17 protein-coding genes are annotated in these 17,231 nt (G+C 34.2%); 4 read left to right on the plus strand and 13 right to left on the minus strand.

Annotated features, from left to right (window positions below; genetic code table 11):
• Positions 1 to 55: 55 nt before the first annotated feature.
• From AC1RPJ_RS06890 to AC1RPJ_RS06925, 8 genes are all read right to left on the minus strand, one after another.
• Complete coding sequence (locus AC1RPJ_RS06890) at positions 56 to 580, minus strand: NYN domain-containing protein (RefSeq protein ID WP_481761892.1); 525 nt, start codon at positions 578 to 580, stop codon at positions 56 to 58.
• Between the two features lie 2 nt (positions 581 to 582).
• Positions 583 to 1,341, minus strand: coding sequence for a 23S rRNA (guanosine(2251)-2'-O)-methyltransferase RlmB (rlmB, locus tag AC1RPJ_RS06895; protein ID WP_481761891.1), 759 nt, complete (start codon positions 1,339 to 1,341; stop codon positions 583 to 585).
• On the minus strand, positions 1,322 to 1,744 hold the full coding sequence (locus AC1RPJ_RS06900; protein ID WP_409021543.1) for a Mini-ribonuclease 3: 423 nt from the start codon (positions 1,742 to 1,744) through the stop codon (positions 1,322 to 1,324). Before AC1RPJ_RS06900 ends, rlmB begins: the two co-directional genes overlap by 20 nt.
• A complete protein-coding gene (cysS, locus tag AC1RPJ_RS06905) occupies positions 1,744 to 3,153 on the minus strand; it encodes a cysteine--tRNA ligase (protein WP_481761915.1) in 1,410 nt (469 codons plus the stop codon). The genes AC1RPJ_RS06900 and cysS overlap by 1 nt, the downstream gene beginning before the upstream one ends.
• A gap of 258 nt (positions 3,154 to 3,411) precedes the next feature.
• A complete protein-coding gene (gene gltX / locus AC1RPJ_RS06910; RefSeq protein ID WP_481761890.1) occupies positions 3,412 to 4,905 on the minus strand; it encodes a glutamate--tRNA ligase in 1,494 nt (497 codons plus the stop codon).
• A gap of 128 nt (positions 4,906 to 5,033) precedes the next feature.
• On the minus strand, positions 5,034 to 6,146 hold the full coding sequence (locus tag AC1RPJ_RS06915; protein WP_481761889.1) for a PIN/TRAM domain-containing protein: 1,113 nt from the start codon (positions 6,144 to 6,146) through the stop codon (positions 5,034 to 5,036).
• A 16-nt stretch (positions 6,147 to 6,162) separates the two neighbouring features.
• Positions 6,163 to 7,533: a DNA repair protein RadA gene (gene radA, locus AC1RPJ_RS06920; RefSeq protein WP_409021546.1), complete on the minus strand. Its 1,371-nt coding sequence runs from the start codon at positions 7,531 to 7,533 to the stop codon at positions 6,163 to 6,165.
• A 101-nt stretch (positions 7,534 to 7,634) separates the two neighbouring features.
• Complete coding sequence (locus AC1RPJ_RS06925; RefSeq protein ID WP_481761888.1) at positions 7,635 to 8,171, minus strand: dCTP deaminase/dUTPase family protein; 537 nt, start codon at positions 8,169 to 8,171, stop codon at positions 7,635 to 7,637.
• Positions 8,172 to 8,283: 112 nt separating this feature from the next.
• On the opposite strand from AC1RPJ_RS06925, the gene AC1RPJ_RS06930 reads away from it, so the two are divergent.
• From AC1RPJ_RS06930 to AC1RPJ_RS06940, 3 genes are all read left to right on the plus strand, one after another.
• On the plus strand, positions 8,284 to 8,568 hold the full coding sequence (locus AC1RPJ_RS06930) for a GNAT family N-acetyltransferase (protein ID WP_481761887.1): 285 nt from the start codon (positions 8,284 to 8,286) through the stop codon (positions 8,566 to 8,568).
• A 20-nt stretch (positions 8,569 to 8,588) separates the two neighbouring features.
• On the plus strand, positions 8,589 to 9,290 hold the full coding sequence (gene rpiA / locus AC1RPJ_RS06935; protein WP_481761886.1) for a ribose-5-phosphate isomerase RpiA: 702 nt from the start codon (positions 8,589 to 8,591) through the stop codon (positions 9,288 to 9,290).
• A 159-nt stretch (positions 9,291 to 9,449) separates the two neighbouring features.
• Complete coding sequence (locus AC1RPJ_RS06940; protein WP_481761885.1) at positions 9,450 to 10,784, plus strand: C1 family peptidase; 1,335 nt, start codon at positions 9,450 to 9,452, stop codon at positions 10,782 to 10,784.
• A 31-nt stretch (positions 10,785 to 10,815) separates the two neighbouring features.
• On the opposite strand, the gene AC1RPJ_RS06945 is transcribed toward AC1RPJ_RS06940, so the two are convergent.
• Together AC1RPJ_RS06945 and AC1RPJ_RS06950 are read right to left on the minus strand one after the other, a co-directional pair.
• Positions 10,816 to 11,499, minus strand: a complete 684-nt coding sequence (locus tag AC1RPJ_RS06945) for a 2,3-bisphosphoglycerate-dependent phosphoglycerate mutase (protein WP_481761884.1) — start codon at positions 11,497 to 11,499, stop codon at positions 10,816 to 10,818.
• 86 nt (positions 11,500 to 11,585) lie between these two features.
• Positions 11,586 to 12,842 (minus strand): C40 family peptidase, encoded by a 1,257-nt coding sequence (locus AC1RPJ_RS06950; RefSeq protein ID WP_481761883.1) that lies wholly within the window; start codon positions 12,840 to 12,842, stop codon positions 11,586 to 11,588.
• A gap of 428 nt (positions 12,843 to 13,270) precedes the next feature.
• Here AC1RPJ_RS06950 and AC1RPJ_RS06955 point away from each other — a divergent pair, with 428 nt between their 5' ends.
• Positions 13,271 to 14,305, plus strand: coding sequence for an LCP family glycopolymer transferase (locus AC1RPJ_RS06955; RefSeq protein ID WP_481761882.1), 1,035 nt, complete (start codon positions 13,271 to 13,273; stop codon positions 14,303 to 14,305).
• A 53-nt stretch (positions 14,306 to 14,358) separates the two neighbouring features.
• Here the strand turns inward: AC1RPJ_RS06955 and accA are convergent, their stop codons facing one another.
• From accA to AC1RPJ_RS06970, 3 genes are read right to left on the minus strand one after another with little or no spacing between them, the layout of a single operon-like run.
• On the minus strand, positions 14,359 to 15,123 hold the full coding sequence (gene accA, locus AC1RPJ_RS06960) for a carboxyltransferase subunit alpha (protein ID WP_481761881.1): 765 nt from the start codon (positions 15,121 to 15,123) through the stop codon (positions 14,359 to 14,361).
• A 13-nt stretch (positions 15,124 to 15,136) separates the two neighbouring features.
• Positions 15,137 to 15,919 carry an acetyl-CoA carboxylase carboxyltransferase subunit beta gene (locus AC1RPJ_RS06965; protein ID WP_481761880.1) on the minus strand — a complete coding sequence of 261 codons (783 nt, stop codon included), beginning with the start codon at positions 15,917 to 15,919 and terminating at the stop codon, positions 15,137 to 15,139.
• Between the two features lie 14 nt (positions 15,920 to 15,933).
• Entirely contained in the window at positions 15,934 to 17,223 is a 1,290-nt protein-coding gene (locus AC1RPJ_RS06970) for an acetyl-CoA carboxylase biotin carboxylase subunit (protein WP_481761879.1), read from the minus strand.
• Positions 17,224 to 17,231: the final 8 nt, after the last annotated feature.

Consider the following 17,231-nt stretch of genomic DNA (forward strand, 5'->3'; position numbering starts at 1 on the left):
ATCCGGGTCTCCATTTTTCAATATACCAAACATAATGACTGATTACAACAGTTGCTTAGTCATGTGATAGGTGATCACGCAATTCAGCCAGACTATCTAATTGTTCTGAGTCCCATGGTGAACGACGAACCGATGCCTCCGTTTGATATTTTTTGGCTTGTTGAGCAACTTCTTTTTTAGATTCATTAATGTCTTTGTATAACTCCCATGCAGGAATTCTTAATGCACCTTGTGAGAAAATAGTCCACTGTTCTGCTTGATCACTCGTTGCAACAGTTACCTGTGTGAGTTTAGTCTGTAACTCACCTATCATTGCTTCAATATAACTATCAGCCGTCTGACCCTCTGCTGTCCAAATAATCTCTAATCCATATTTTGTATAACTCTTTGATAGTCCTGGAACATACATTGCATCAAAGACAACGATTAACCGAGAGTCAATCTGTTTATGATAATTTGATAATTTGTGCAGTAGCAAGTCACGTGCTTCATCAAGTCGCTCTGATTGTTTCAATCGATTTAATTCTGGCCAATTACCAATCATATTATAGGCATCTACAACCAAAATTTGCTTTTTCATTATTATTTACCCCTAGAAGTAAATCCTTGATAAATAAGTAAACTGGCTGCGACACTGGCGTTTAAACTTTGAACGTGTCCAACCATTGGAATAGTCAACATACCATCACAAGCTTTTTTCAATAACGGTGAAATACCTTTACCTTCGTTACCAATTACGAGGGCTGTGGGTCCTTTAGCATCCCATTCACGATAATCTTGTCCATCCATATCTGTTCCGAAGACCCATAATCCGGCCTTTTTCAATTCATTTACAGTATTTACCAAATTAGTTACGCGAGCAACTGGCATATATTCAATTGCACCTGTTGACGTCTTAGCAACTGTTGACGTTAAACCGACTGCGCGACGTTTTGGAATAATAATTCCATGTACACCCGCAGCATCGGCTGTTCTCATAATTGATCCTAAGTTATGTGGATCTTCAACATTATCTAAAATAAGGAAAAATGGTGGTTCATCTTTATCAGCTGCACTTTTGAAAAGATCTTCAATAGTTGCATATTCAAATGCGGCAACTGCTACAATAACGCCTTGGTGATTTTGTTGATCTGATAATAAATCTAATTTACTTTTAGGAACTAGTTGTGTGATAATACCTTTTTTCTTAGCTAACTGTTCAATACCACTTAAAACATCTGATTTTAATCCAGTTTGTAAAAATAATTTGTTAATTGATTGATTACTTTTTAACGCTGCTTCTACAGGGTGACGACCAATAATAAAATCGCCAGCCTCTTCACTACTTCTTGGTTGTCCCATTTAAGTTCTCCTTTTCAACGGTGTTAATACACCATTTTGCCAATTCGGCCAATCTATCGTTTTGATTACTCAAAAATAAGTAGCCAAACAATGCTTCAAATCCAGTTGAAATACGATACGTTATTACTGATGTATTTTTAGCTGAAGTATGACTTTTAGCATTACGTCCACGTTTAAAGTAGTCTATTTCTTCTTCAGTTAAAATATTATTTTCTGTCATTTTATCTATCAAGAAAGCTTGTGCTTTGGCTGATACATAATGTGTTGCTTGATGGTGTAATTGAGTTGGTCTTGTAAGTCCTTGTACAAGTAAGTGTTTACGAACAAATACTTCATAAATACCATCGCCCATATAAGCTAACGCAATCCCATTCATTTGTTGATAATCTGCATTATTTTCCATTAGTCTTTTCTCCATCTAGTTCCTTGTGGTGTGTCTTCCAAAATAATTCCTTCTGCTGCAAGTTGATCTCGAATTTCATCGCTTTTTTGAAAATCTTTTTGTTTCTTAGCTTCTATTCTTTGTGCAATTAATTTTTCAACTCTGATATCTAGAGCATCAGCTACTTGTCCAAAAGCTAATCCAAAAACTGATGTCATTTCTTTAAAAATTTCTAACAAGTGATTAATTGAATCTCGTTCCACTTGTTTGTTTTCAGAATAGACATTCATTTTCTTAGCTAAATCATAGATAACTGCAATACCATTTTGTGAATTAAAATCATCATCCATAGCAGTTTCAAAATTGGATAAGCTCTCATTAATTTGATTTTCTATTAATTTATTTTCTCCTGAAATAGCATCGTTCAATCGATAAGTTAAGTTATCAAATGCTGTTTTCAATTTATTTAAATTATTAGTCGCTTCATCAATATTCGCTTGGCTATACTGAATTGGACGGCGGTAATGCGTTGTTGCCATAAAGAAACGGATAACTTGTGGATTGACTTCTTTAATCATATCATGCACCGTAACAAAATTACCTAGTGATTTACTCATTTTTTCATCATTTTCACCAATTGTTACAAATCCATTATGCATCCAATAGTTAGCAAATTTTTGACCCGTTTCAGCTTCACTTTGAGCGATTTCATTTTCATGATGTGGAAACATTAAATCCTGTCCACCACCATGAATATCAATCGTTGGACCTAGGTATTTTGTTGCCATTACAGAACACTCAATGTGCCAACCCGGACGGCCCTTACCAAATGGAGAGTTCCAAGAAAGATCATCATTTTTGACTGATTTCCAAAGTGCAAAATCAATTTCATCTTCTTTTCGAGCCGTTTCTTCAGTATCAACATGCTGACTGGCACCTTGTTCTAATTCGTTGATATTTTGATCAGATAATTTACCATAATCTGGAGATTTACGCGTTCTAAAATAAACATCCCCATCAGATACATAAGCATAACCTTTATCAATTAAATTTAATATAAATTGAATGATATCATCAATATTTTCTGTCGCCTTTGGATTTTTAGTTGCTGGTTCAATCGCCAATGCCTTGGTATCTTCCATGAAAGCAGCAATAAACTTATCGGCTAATTGTTGAACTGTTATATGGTCTTCTTTAGCAGCTTTGATCATTTTATCATCAACATCTGTAAAATTAGATACATAGTTAACTTTAAAATGACGATATTCAAAATATCGACGAATTGTATCAAACGCAATAGCACTTCGCGCATTTCCAATATGAATATAGTTATAAACGGTTGGCCCGCAAACGTACATACTAACTTTCCCAGACACAAGTGGTTTAAAAACCTCTTTTTGATTCGTTAATGTATTATAAATTGAAATCATTTTATCACCCGCCATTTAATCTTTTTGTTAAAAAAAGACGTCTTTTATATACTTATAAAAGACGTCTTCAACGTTGTTCCACTCCTTAAGATGTAGTGAACCTACATCCAACAATGAGTTAACGTTCATTACACGACTATAATTACTTTGTTCATCATAGCATTTTAAAGAGGCACTTCACAACTAACGTTTGTTTTCTCACATCACCGAAAACTTTCTAAAAAACGCCAATAAGTTGTTACTCTCTCTTATCAAAAATTATTTTGTATTCATTTCTTCTAACGTTTTGTTCAAATGAGCTAATGCTTTTTCACGACCAAGCAATTCGATTGATGCTGGTAGTTCTGGTCCATGCATTTCACGCGTTGTTGCAATACGGATTGGCATATATAATTGACGACCTTTAATTTTTGTATCTTTTTGAATTGATTTAATTGTTGCTTGGATAGCAACAGCATCAAAAATATCAATCGTTTTAATGCGTTCAGCAAATTCTTTTAAAACTGTTGGTGCTGTTTCAACAGCTAACTCTGCCTTTGCTTCATCATCAAGAACAGGTGGTTCGCTTAAAAATACTTCTGCCATTTCAGTAATTTGACCTGTATATGACATTTGTTGCTTATAAAGGCTAATTAATTTACGAGCCCATTCAATTCTTTCTGCACTTGGATCAGCTTCAATTTTACCATCTTGAATTAATTGACGTAAAGCCAAATCCATTACTTTATCTTCATCAGCTGTTTTAATATATTGATTATTAATCCATTCTAATTTTTTACCATCAAATGAAGCTGGTGACTTGCTTAAACGTTTAGGATCAAACATTTTAATCAATTCTTGGCGAGAGAAAATTTCACTTTCGCCAACTGGTGACCAGCCTAATAAGGTAATGAAGTTTACCATAGCTTCTGGCAAGTAGCCTAATTCACGATATTGTTCAATGAATTGGAGAACATTTTCATCACGTTTACTTAATTTTTTTCCTGTTTCTGTATTGATAATTAATGTCATATGTCCAAAGATAGGTGCATCCCAGCCAAATGCTTCATAAATCATCAATTGCTTAGGCGTATTGGCAATATGGTCATCCCCACGAAGAACATGCGTAATTTCCATCAAGTGATCATCAACAACAACAGCAAAGTTATATGTTGGCATACCATCACGTTTTTGAATAACAAAATCGCCACCAATAGTATTGGAATCAAAGGTAATTTCACCTTTAACAATATCTTTAAATTCGTATTTTTTGTTTGCTGGAACACGGAAACGAATAACAGGTGTTAAACCGGCAGCTTTTGACTCTGCAATTTTAGCAGTAATCTCATCATCAGACATACCTGCATATTCGTATTCATAATGTGGCATTTCATTACGTGCTTTTTGAGCATCACGGTCTGCTTCGAGTTCATCTTCTGTTTTATATGACTCGTAAGCTAAATTTTTATCCACTAATTCTTGGATTAATGGTAAATAGATATCTTTACGTTCTGATTGACGATAAGGACCAAATTCTCCTGGTTTGTCAGGACCTTCATCCCAATCCATGCCTAACCATTTTAAGTTATCTAGTTGGCTGCGTTCACCATCAGCAATATTTCTCTTTGTATCAGTATCTTCAATACGGATAACAAAAGTACCCTTTTGACTTCTCGCAAATAAGTAATTAAATAGAGCGGTACGAGCATTTCCAATGTGTAAATGTCCAGTTGGACTTGGTGCATATCTGACACGAATTTTATTTTTAGCCATGATAACGCCTCTTTCTTTTTTCTGTATTTAGTTACTACGATATAAACCGTTTATTTAAGGCTTTATTCAACTAATCTAGTTTACAATGAATCGGATAAAAAATAAAGCCAATAATCTTAGTATTGACTTTATTTCTTATCGTTTATTTTTTTCATTGAATGTAATGGTTTTGCAAAAATCATTCTTCCAGCATCCGTTTGAAGTGCACTTGTAACGACAACGTCAATTGATTTGTTTAGGAAATACTTTCCTTCTTCCACGACAACCATTGTTCCATCATCCAAATAAGCAACACCTTGTTGACGCTCAGAACCATTTTTTATTACCATAACATGTAATTGTTCTCCAGGAATAACCCGAGGTTTCAATGATTTAGCTAGTGCATTTACATTCAAAATCTGGACATTTTGAAATTCGCTAACTTTGTTTAAATTAAAATCATTTGTGACAATAACCCCATCAATCGTTTTAGCTAATTTAATTAACTTACTATCTACTTCTTCAATTTCTTCAAAATCACCTTCATACATTTCAATCGGCATGATTTTTTCATCTTGAAGTTTATTTAAAATATCTAATCCTCTACGACCCCGAACACGTTTGATACTATCAGCTGAATCTGCAATATATTGGAGTTCATATAAAACAAAATTAGGAACTAATAATGTTCCTTCAATAAAGCCAGTTTTAATCAAATCATAAATCCGGCCATCAATTAAGATATTTGTATCTAATATTTTATATTCATGATAATTATCATTGACATTACGGTCTAGTAAACTACTTTCAACGACATCACTTTTCTTATTTTTTGATGCAAATAATTTACGCCAATCCTCCAAACGATTAGTTCCTATAACAAAACCCAAGTATCCAAGTAAAAATAGTAACAAAACGGGTACAATTGTGTTCAATAGCCATATTTCTGATCGATAGAATGGTGTTGAGATTAAAATTGCAATAACCATACCAACAATAGTTGAAACACTCGCTGTTAGTAGCATCATTGGGCTTTGATTAGTTAAATAATTTTCAATATTTGCCAGTAATTTTTCTAGTGGCGTTATGATAAATAAAGATAGAATAAGAGCTAAACCGACACCTATTAAAAAATTAACAACACTATTATTTAATATACCAATCTCCGCAATACTCACTAATTTCCAAAAAAGTGGTAGCAAACTAACACCAATTCCACCGCCGACTAGTGCAACAACACCTTTAATAATATTTCTACGCATTGACAACTCCTCCTTTCTAACTAAACACTACTTTTAGTGCTTCGCTTAGTGTAGCAACACCAACAACTGTAATTCCTTTAGGTGGTGTCCATCCTGATAAATTATTTTTAGGAATAAAAATTCGTTTAAATCCAAGCTTTTGTGCTTCAGCAACCCGTTGTTCAATCCGATTAACACGTCGAATTTCACCAGTCAATCCAATTTCACCTACAAAACTGTCTGCAGGGTCTGTTTCTTTATCTCGATAACTTGACGCAATACTAACAGCAATCGCTAAATCAATAGCTGGTTCATCTAATTTTACGCCACCAGCCGCCTTAAGATAAGCATCCTGGTTCTGTAATAATAAACTTGCACGTTTTTCAAGAACGGCCATTATTAATGACACACGATTGTGATCAAGCCCTGTAGTTGTACGCTTCGCCGTTCCGTAAACTGTTGGTGTGATTAATGCTTGAACTTCAACCAAAATAGGTCGTGTTCCTTCCATAGATACAACAATAGCAGAACCTGTTGCGCCAGCCAAACGTTCTTCTAAGAAAATTTCTGATGGGTTTGCAACTTCAAATAACCCACCTTCACGCATATCAAAAATTCCAATTTCATTTGTTGAACCAAATCGGTTTTTAACAGCGCGTAAAATACGGAACGTGTGATGCATATCTCCTTCAAAATAAAGGACTGTATCAACCATATGTTCCAAAATTTTGGGACCAGCAATTGCACCACCTTTTGTTACATGTCCAACAATAAAAATCGTAATACCATTCGTTTTAGCAATTTGTAATAATTCAGCAGTTACTTCTCGAATTTGAGAAACACTGCCAACTGCAGCAGACATTTCTGGTTCTTGCATTGTTTGAATTGAGTCAATGACTACGTAATCAGGATTTAATGTCTCAATATTTTGACGAATATTACCCATATCTGTTTCAGGGTAAAGATAAAATTTCTGACCTCCAACACCGAGGCGCTGTGCACGCATTTTAATCTGAACAGCACTTTCTTCACCAGAAACATATAAGACAGTTCCGCCAGTTTGGCTTAGTTGACCAGAAACTTGTAAAAGTAATGTTGATTTACCAATGCCTGGATCACCACCAATTAAAACTAATGACCCGGGTACAACACCACCACCAAGAACACGATTTAATTCACCTAACTCAGTTTCAACACGTTCTTGTTCTGCCATTGAGATATCATCTAATAGTTCTGGTTTAACAGAAGCTCCAGTAAAACTGACACGAGCTTTACGATCTGCTTTTTGTGATTGTTCACGCTCTTCTACCATCGTGTTCCATTCGTTACAGTTAGGGCAACGACCCAAATACTTTGGTGAGGTGTATCCACAGTTTTGACATACAAATTGCGTTTTTACTTTTGCCATACAAACTCCCCACCCTTTCATTATAAATTCTATTGTTAATATTTTATCACATAAACGACAACCTGTAATTTCAATTGAAATTCTTAATCATTCTATAATAACTATTTACCTGATGAACCAAATCCGCCAATACGTTTTGTAGCGGTCACCTTTTCATTATCAACAGTTAAATAGGGCATAAAAATCCCTTGGCCTATCCGATCTCCTTTTTTTACCATTTGATCTTTTAAACTAAAATTAACAATTTGTATGAAAATTTCACCTTCATTTTTTTCGTTATTATAGTAATCAGAATCAATAACACCAATTCCATTTGGTAAAATCAGTCCACGTTTTAAGGGGCTACTTGAACGATTTGCTAATAATAAAAATTCATTATCTAGCATATACGCTTTAATTCCTGTGGGAATTAAATAAGGTTTCAAAATTTTATTTGCTTGAATGAGCTCTTCTTCAGCCACCGATTCACGATGCCTAATTAGCCATAAAACCTTTAAAAATCCACTTTTCCAGATTGAAGGTAATGTAAAATCTTCAGCTGCAGCTAAGTCATATCCTGCCGAAGTTGTTGTTGATCGAACGGGTAAGTCAATTTTCCCTGCATATTTAGTAACAATTTCAAATCCTCTTGTTTTCATTTGTTTATCCCCGTAATCTGTTTACTTTTTATCTTACCTCATTTATGACATAAATGGCTAGTTTTTGGGCATTTTTTAATGGTATAATTACATTCAAAGGGAAGGTGTTCAAATGGATTTCCAACTAAATGAAACCGATTTACGCGTGTACAACGTTAATGACGAGTTAATTAGTCGAATTAGTTTTACCATGATTAATGCTAATCAGACAATGGTCATTGAACATACTTGGGTAGCTGACAATCAGCGTCATCAAGGGCTTGCAAAAAGTACAACTGATTACTTAATTAAACAAGTTATTCTAAATCAGCAAACTATTTTACCATTATGCCCTTATACAAAGTTTTATTTTAGTGAACATCCAGAACTTTTAGAATTAATTTATACACCTAAATAAAAAATAGGAGAGTGACACACATGAATCAAGACAATTTAAAAAAATTAGTTGGACAAAAAGCTGTCGAGTTTATTAAAGACGGTATGGTTGTTGGACTTGGTACAGGCTCAACCGTTAAATTTATGGTAGATGCATTAGGTCAACGTGTTAAAAATGAAAACTTATCAATTATCGGTGTTTCAACATCAATTAGAACTGAAGAACAAGCAAAATCACTTGGTATTCCAGTTAAATCAGTTGATGAAGTTGACCACATTGATTTAACAATTGATGGTGCAGATGAAATTGATGACCATTTCCAAGGTATTAAAGGTGGCGGTGCTGCTCATTTATTTGAAAAAATTGTTGCTATTAATTCAAATCAAAATATGTGGATTGTTGATGAAAGTAAAATGGTTCATACGTTGGGTAAATTCCCTCTTCCCGTTGAAGTTATCCCTTACGGTAGTCATCAATTATTCAAAAAATTAGAAGCTAAAGGATTTAATCCCAAATTTAGAACTGTTGATAATGAAAATGTTTTAACTGACTCTAAAAATTTTGTCATCGATTTATATTTAGGTGAAATAAACGATCCTGCTAGCATACAAGATTATTTAGCTAAACAAGTTGGTGTTGTAGAACAAGGTCTATTTTTAGATTGTGTAAATACGGTTATCGTTGGACGTCAAGATGGTCCTGAAGTTTTACACGCACGTTCTGACACCTTTACAATTAAATAATTCTAAAGAAGAGCTAATTTTTATTGGCTCTTTTTAAATACGCAAATTGATTTTATTTAAAAATGAGAATTTTCTTTTCTTTTTAACATTGTTTACTAATCTAACGAGATATATTATAATAGCCACAGTACTTAAATCTTATATAGGAGTGTGATTTTTTTGACACAATCAATTAGTTCAGAACAACTCGCAAAATTCCAAAAAAATTTACATGCACGTGAAAGCCATGAAGTTATTGAACGTGCCGTTACAAAAAATGGTATTTTAGCAAATAGTTACGATTTAAAAGCCCAAGCTAAAATGGAACCTGTTTTCTCAATTGATCTGGATGTTGGTAATGTTTCTAACCAAAAGCAATCAGGTCGTTGTTGGATGTTCGCCGCATTAAATACAATGCGTCATGACATGAAAACAAATTTTAAAGTTGCCAAAGATTTTGAATTGTCACAAAATTTCACTTACTTCTGGGATAAACTTGAAAAAGCAAATTACTTTTATCAAAATGTTCTTGAAACAGCTGATAAACCAACTAGTGACCGTACCGTTTCATGGTTAATGACAACTCCACAACAAGATGGCGGCCAATGGGATATGATCGTTGCAATTATTGAAAAATATGGTGTTGTTCCTCAATCTGTGATGCCTGAAACATATAATAGTTCTAAATCAAGCGAAATCAATTCAACTTTAAACTTAAAATTAAGAAAAGATGCTGTTGATTTACGTGAACTCGTTGCTGCCGGAACAAGTTCAAAAGAAATTGAAGTCGTCAAAGAAGCTAAACTTACTGAAATTTATCGTTTATTAGCATACAGTTTTGGTGAACCTCCTGCAACATTTGACTTTGAATATCGTGATTCTGATAATGAATATCATATTGATAAAAATTTAACACCAAAAACATTCTATGAAAAATTTATCGGTTGGGACTTAGATGAATACGTCTCAATCATTAATGGTCCAACAGATGATAAACCTTACAATAATATGTACACAGTTGATCGTCTTGGAAATGTTGTTGATGGGCGTCCTATTCGCCATTTAAACATTAACATGGCTGATTTTAGAGATGTTGCCATCAAACAATTACAATCTGGCGAGAGCGTCTGGTTCGGTTGTGATGTTGGTCAATCGTCTGAACGCCAAATTGGTATTATGGATACTGAACTTTATCATAAAGATGAATTGTTCAATATTGATCTAGCTTTATCAAAAGCTGAACGCCTTGATTACGGTGAGAGTCTAATGACTCATGCTATGGTTCTAACAGGTGTTGATTTGGTTAATGATCAAGCAACCAAATGGAAAGTTGAAAACTCATGGGGCGAAAAAGTTGGTAATAAAGGCTTCTTCGTTATGAGTGATGACTGGATGGAAGAATATTGTTATCAAGTTGTCGTTAACAAAAAATTCTTACCAGAAAAATTACAAGCTATTCTAAAAGAAGAACCTAAAGTCCTTGCTCCTTGGGATCCAATGGGTGCATTAGCATAATTAAAAAAGTAACAACAATATTGAATTGTTGTTACTTTTTTTGTGTTAAAATTTTTTTGCTTTTAATTGTTAAATCATCATTTAATGTATACCAAATAGGGACACCATTCGGAACCTCAACGCCATCAATATCTGCATCTGAAATATTTTCTAAATATTTTATCAATACCCTAAGTGTACTGCCATGTGCGACAATCAACTGGTTATTACCTTGTCTTAACTCTGGGGCAATGACATCTTGCCAGTAAGGTAAAATCCGTTTAAATGCCATTTCTAAGCTTTCTGATGTTGGTAAGCTACTTTTAACACGTTGCTTGTACCGTCTATCATTATCAGGTACAGATAAACTAGGTGGGATAGTCGTATAACTACGGCGCCATTGGGCTACTTGTTTAATACCGTAGATACGTTTGGTTTCATCTTTATTTAAACCGCGCAAGGCACCATAATGTCGTTCATTAAGACGCCAATTTTTCTGTATTGGAATCCAAAGTTGATTCATTTCTTCCATCATAATATTACTCGTTTTAATAGCTCGTTTTAAGACAGATGTATGAACCTGTGAAAATTGAATATTTGTATTAAGAATAACTGTTCCTGCAACTCTAGCTTCAGCGATGCCCTTAGCCGTTAATGGAACATCTGTCCAACCGGTGTATTCATTATTTTGATTTGCTAGACTCTCACCATGTCTTACCATGACTAATTCAACCATTATTAAAACCTTCTTCACTCTTCATTAATACTCATTATAACAAAAAAGACTTAAAACAACATTGTTGTCTTAAGTCTTTTAATTATTTATTTTACTCGACCAGCAAAATCTGGTTTCCAGTAAGCACTCATTGTGCTAATTTTAACATTTTGTCCTTCAGTTGGAGCTTCAGCAAATTGACTTCCACCTAAGTAGATAGCAACATGGTATGATGATCCTTTTGATCCCCAGAAAAGTAAGTCTCCAGGTTGTGCTTGAGAAACTGATTCATAGCTAACTTGTCCTTCTTGAGCAACAGTGTAGCCACCAATAGATTTTCCAGCAGCATGAGCATAAACATAACTAGTAAATCCTGAACAATCAAAACCGCTCAATGATTTTCCGCCCCATACATATGGGATGCTCTTTGTTGTTAATGATCTTGCTAGAGCAGTAATACTACTTGTATCAAGACTTGAAGCACTCACAGCACTTGTTGCTGCTTTTTTACTTGAACTATTTGTAGTTGAAGTTGTGACAGCTTTTTCACTTGAAGCTGAAGTATTTGAGCTTTTTACTGCTTTATTACTTGAAGTATCTGTACTTGCAGCTTCAGTTGCTTTTGATGCAGCTGCATCTGCTGCTGCTGCATCGTTCTTTTCATTTGCTGCTTTAGTTTCTGCTGCTGCTTTTTCAGCAGCTTTTTCTGCTGCTTTTGCTTTATCGATAGATGATTGTGTATCTGATTTTTTTGTATCAATTTGTGCTTTTAATGTATTTGCGTTTGCTTGTTTAACCGCTAGTTCAGCTTGTTTGTTTGTATATTCTTTAACTGTTTTTTGTTGATCTGCAGCCTTTTCATCTAATTCAACTTTAGAAGATTTAACTTCTGCTTTATCAGCTTTTTGTTGTTTAGCAGCTTTTTGACCAGCACCAACTAATGTTGTAACTGTTCCCACACGTTTGAAGGCATCAACAACACTTTTTGAATCTGAAACAAATTCAACCATGCTTGCTGTACTTCCATCAACTTGTAAAGCACGTGTTTGATCAGCTAATTGTGAATCTCTTTGTGAAATTTCAACATTTAATCTGCTGATCTTCTTACCTAATTTGTATTGATCTGATTCAAGTTTTGCAGCTGTATCTTTAGCATCCTTAACTTCAGCTTGAGTTGAAGTAATTTCACTATTAATTGTTGCTAATTTTGCAGCAACTTTAGTGCTCTTGCTATTTAATTTAGCAATCGTGCTTGTTAGTTCAGTTACACTATCTGAAGCGTTAGCTTGTTCTGCAACTGCGCTCATTCCAATAAGTGTAGCTGTCATCATCATTACTTTAGCAATTTTACTATTAATTTTCAAAAGGCACTCTCCTAGTTGATTTCATAATTATTATTTAATTTTAGCGTATTCGTTTTTCTCGACTAGAATAGAATAGCACGGTTCTTAGGTACATACCATTACGGTTAGTTTACATTCGAATTTAATTTACATCTTTTAATTTCAGTATGATTACACAAATGTTACAAAAGGCCATTTCCATTGTTTTTATCCCTCTTATTTGTTGTTAAATAGGCATTTACGAGTTCTATATTAAAATGACAAAAGCGTAATACAATTAGTCGTTTTTCACTGATTTAACATTACTTAATTAATCAAAGTTGTCCTTTTCATTCTTTTACATTTTTTCAATTATTTAATAATACCGTAAGAAAAAATTTTTTTTGCTTTTTATCCCTTTTTTTATCGTATAATCAGCTTAATTAATGTAATGAAAGGTATGAATAAATATGGCTAAAAATAATAACTTGGGAATGCCATCTCCAATAAAAGGCAGTTCTCAAAGCAATAAAAATAAGCATCCAATACTGTGGACACTATTGATAATTATGATTTTAGGTATTGCTTCTGGAGGTGTATATGCCTATTCAGTATTCACACATACTGAAGATACCGTCGCAAAAACTTACAAGAAAACCAAAGCAAAAAAATTAAGAAATGTTTCCAGTATTTTGAGTGAGAAAAAACCTTTTTCAATTCTATTAATGGGGACTGATACTGGCGCACTTGGTCGAAGTGATACAGGACGCACGGATACAATGATCGTTGCAACAGTTAATCCAACAACAAATAAAACTACCTTAACAAGTATTCCTCGTGATACTCAAGTTAAAATTGACGGAAGTGATGAAAGCTCTTCAAAAATAAACAGTGCCTATACCTATGGTGGCAAAGATGGTTCAACATCTGCTGTTAATACTGTTCAAAATTTATTAGATATCCCAATTGATTATTATATGTTAATTAACATGAATGGATTAAAGAAAATTGTTGATACCGTTGGTGGTGTTGATGTCAAACCATTACTTTCATTTAAACTTGAAGGAACTCATTATAAAAAAGGTAAGACAATCCATTTAAACGGCAAACAAGCCTTAGCTTATACGCGAATGCGTCATTCAGATCCACTAGGTGATTATGGCCGTCAAAAACGTCAAAAACAGATTATTACAGCAATTACCGGAAAAGCTAAATCTGTAAATTCACTCGCAAACTACAAAAAATTATTAAAAACAATTGACGGAAACATGGTAACTGATCTTAGTTTTAATGATATGCTCACAGTAGAAACAAACTACAGCGCCGCTACAGAATCAATTCACTCTGATTTCTTGCAAGGAGTAAGTACAGATGTTGATGGTCTTTCATATGAAGTTCCAACATCGACTGAAAAGAAACGCGTCTCAAATGCTATTCGTTCTCAATTAGGTTTAAACAAATCAACACAAGCCTTTACTAGTTTAGAACAGCAACTCTCTAAATAAATAGATATAAAAAAGAAACGGACCTCAATTAAAATTTGAGGTCCGTTTCTTTTTTACCAATTTTCTAAAAACTTTTGGTATTTCATTTCTCTTTGTTCAATAAGTTCATTAGATGATTTAGTCGCTAGGTTCTTCAGCAATTCATTTAGACTACTGTCCATTAGACTTATTGTTGCTGCCTGATTAGTTTCTGGCAATACCACATCAATCAATCCAATATTAAATAACTCAGTAGCCGTCATTGGCAAACTTGTTTCAATCTCATTTGGATTAGTTTTCTTCAAAATAGCACTAACGGCTTCTGGAGATGCTACTGAAAATAAGCTATTTTCAACCATCATAATAGCATTTGCATTTGCTAAAGCCAGTGCACCACCGCTTTGACCTTCACCTAAAAAAATGGCAATATTCGGCACTTGTAATGCACCCATTTTTAAAATCATTTCAGAAATAATATAGCTCTGTCCTGTTTGTTCTGATTTAACGCTGGCATCTGCGCCGGGCATATTAATTAGCGTTACAACAGGTCGCTTAAATTTTTCAGCTTCATTTAGTAATCGCATTGCTTTTCGATACCCACTTGGCTTCACGGCACCAAAATTATAGGCTAAACGTTCTTCTAAATTTACGCCCCGATTAATGCCAATAACTGTCACTGGGCACTTATGAAAAAGTCCAATCCCACCAATAATGGAAGCATCCTCTTCGCCAACTCGATCACCATGATTTTCGAAAAACACATCAAATAGACTAGAAATAATAAATTTAGCACTTAATCTATCATTCGATCGAACTTTTTTTAAAAAATCTGAGTCCATTTTTAATATCCCCTCACACGTGTAATAGTAGTAGCTGACTAAGAATCTGTTTTATGTTTTTCCGATCAATAACCTGATCAACAAATCCATTTTCATATAAACCTTCTGCTGTTTGAAAATTAGCAGGTAGCTTTTCATTTGTCGTCTGTTTAATCACTCTTTCACCAGCAAAGCCAATTTTAGCTTGTTTTTCAGCTAATACAATATCGTTATTTAGTGCAAAGCTAGCACTGACACCACCCATTGTTGGATCCGTCAATAGGGACATGACTAATAACCCTGCATTATCTAGTTTTTGTTTCATGTAAAGAATCGAATTCATTTGTAATAACGAATAAATTCCCTCTTGCATTCTTGCACCACCAGAAGCAGTAACGATTACAAATGGCAGTCGTTTATCTAATGCGACTTGCATCCCTAACTTAATTCTAGTCCCTGCCGTCGTATTCAATGATCCCATCATAAAAAAACTATCCATTACTGCTAAAATCAATGGTTGTTGATCAATGCTACCTTCACCGACAATAACGGCTTCATCAGATGTCGTTGAACGCTTAGCACGTTCCAGTTTTTCTGAGTAACCTGGAAATTGTGCTTTATTTTCTGTTTTATTTGCTACATTTATTACCTCAAAACCGTTTTCATCTGTTAAAATAGCAATTCTCTCCATAGCAGTCAAGCGTTTATAAGTTTGGCATTTAGGACAAATAAAATAAGGTGCCCATTCACTTTCATGTAAATGCGTCCCACAATTTCGGCACTTTTGCCATTGATTTGTCTTTGGATAATGACTCATTACCGCCACCGCCTTTAAATTTTGCTATCAATTGAAATGGTATTTTCAATAAATTCTTGTGATTTTATAATTATTTTTAATTGCGTTAAATTAGTTTCAATTCCTGAAATATAAATTGATTCAAGTGATTTTTGCATTTTTAAAATAGCTAATTCTCTCGTTTCAGCATGACAAATAATTTTTGCTAATAGTCCGTCATAGAAAGCAGAGATGGTGTCACCGACACCATAACCCGTTTCAATTCGAATATCTTTAGGAAAATCAAAACATGTAATTTTAGTTTTCACACTTGGAATTAAGGATAATCGACATTCGATTGCATGTCCATTCATTTCTACATCATTATTCAATACTTCTTTACCTTCAGCAACTAACAACTGTTGTTGAACAACATCCATTTTAACAGTTTCTTCAGTAACACCATGTTCGACTTGCAATCGTGTATTCATTTCTAAAAAATAAAATTGATTATTCGCAAATAAAAATTCTACAGTTCCTAATCCAACGTAATGTAAATTTTTGATTAACTGACGCGTAAAATAGTAGAGTTGGCTTTGTTGCTCACTAGTTAAGACAACTGATGGGCTTTCTTCAATCACTTTTTGTCGGTGATTTTGCAAGCTACAATCCCGATTTCCTAACACTTGAACATGGTGCCCATCACCGATAATTTGCACTTCTATATGCCGCGCGTTTATCAATTTTTTTTCAAGATAAAAACTTCCCTCAGCAAAAGAAGCCTTTGCTTCTTGCTGAACAATCTCAGCGCCAGATAACAAATCAGATTTCCTTTCAACTGCTCTGATACCCTTGCCGCCTCCGCCATGTGAAGCTTTAATTAATAGTGGGAATCCAATTTTATTTGCTTGCTCAATCAATTCTTCGTTAGAAGTAATTAAATCAGATCCAGGAATAACGGGTACCCCTTTCTCAATTGCTAACAAACGAGATTTATCTTTATCTGCTAGTTGCTGGATTAATTCCGCTTCCGGACCAATAAAAGTAATACCACATTCCATACACATTTGTGCAAAATGCGCATCTTCTGATAGAAACCCGTATCCTGGATGAATTGCATCAACATTTAAACTTAATGCTGCCATCAATATACTCTCTCGATTTAAATAAGAATCTTTTGCTAAGGCTGGCCCAATGCAAATTTTTTCATCAGCAAGTTCAACAAATCGACTTTGTGCATCCACTGTTGAATAAATAGCGACCGTTTGTATATTTAATTTTTGGCAAGCGCGAATAATTCGTTCAGCCACTTCTCCACGATTCGCTATTAAAATTTTTCGAAACAAATGACTCA

This window comes from Dellaglioa sp. CoH-57-MRSF-17, from assembly GCF_056782015.1.

Excerpts from the sequence above, each read along its gene's own strand:
- AC1RPJ_RS06890 (WP_481761892.1), bottom strand. The coding sequence starts at position 580 with ATGAAAAAGCAAATTTTGGTTGTAGATGCCTATAATATGATTGGTAAT.
- rlmB (WP_481761891.1), bottom strand. The coding sequence starts at position 1,341 with ATGGGACAACCAAGAAGTAGTGAAGAGGCTGGCGATTTTATTATTGGT.
- AC1RPJ_RS06900 (WP_409021543.1), bottom strand. The coding sequence starts at position 1,744 with ATGGAAAATAATGCAGATTATCAACAAATGAATGGGATTGCGTTAGCT.
- cysS (WP_481761915.1), bottom strand. The coding sequence starts at position 3,153 with ATGATTTCAATTTATAATACATTAACGAATCAAAAAGAGGTTTTTAAA.
- gltX (WP_481761890.1), bottom strand. The coding sequence starts at position 4,905 with ATGGCTAAAAATAAAATTCGTGTCAGATATGCACCAAGTCCAACTGGA.
- AC1RPJ_RS06915 (WP_481761889.1), bottom strand. The coding sequence starts at position 6,146 with ATGCGTAGAAATATTATTAAAGGTGTTGTTGCACTAGTCGGCGGTGGA.
- radA (WP_409021546.1), bottom strand. The coding sequence starts at position 7,533 with ATGGCAAAAGTAAAAACGCAATTTGTATGTCAAAACTGTGGATACACC.
- AC1RPJ_RS06925 (WP_481761888.1), bottom strand. The coding sequence starts at position 8,171 with ATGAAAACAAGAGGATTTGAAATTGTTACTAAATATGCAGGGAAAATT.
- AC1RPJ_RS06930 (WP_481761887.1), top strand. The coding sequence starts at position 8,284 with ATGGATTTCCAACTAAATGAAACCGATTTACGCGTGTACAACGTTAAT.
- rpiA (WP_481761886.1), top strand. The coding sequence starts at position 8,589 with ATGAATCAAGACAATTTAAAAAAATTAGTTGGACAAAAAGCTGTCGAG.
- AC1RPJ_RS06945 (WP_481761884.1), bottom strand. The coding sequence starts at position 11,499 with ATGGTTGAATTAGTCATGGTAAGACATGGTGAGAGTCTAGCAAATCAA.
- AC1RPJ_RS06955 (WP_481761882.1), top strand. The coding sequence starts at position 13,271 with ATGGCTAAAAATAATAACTTGGGAATGCCATCTCCAATAAAAGGCAGT.
- accA (WP_481761881.1), bottom strand. The coding sequence starts at position 15,123 with ATGGACTCAGATTTTTTAAAAAAAGTTCGATCGAATGATAGATTAAGT.
- AC1RPJ_RS06965 (WP_481761880.1), bottom strand. The coding sequence starts at position 15,919 with ATGAGTCATTATCCAAAGACAAATCAATGGCAAAAGTGCCGAAATTGT.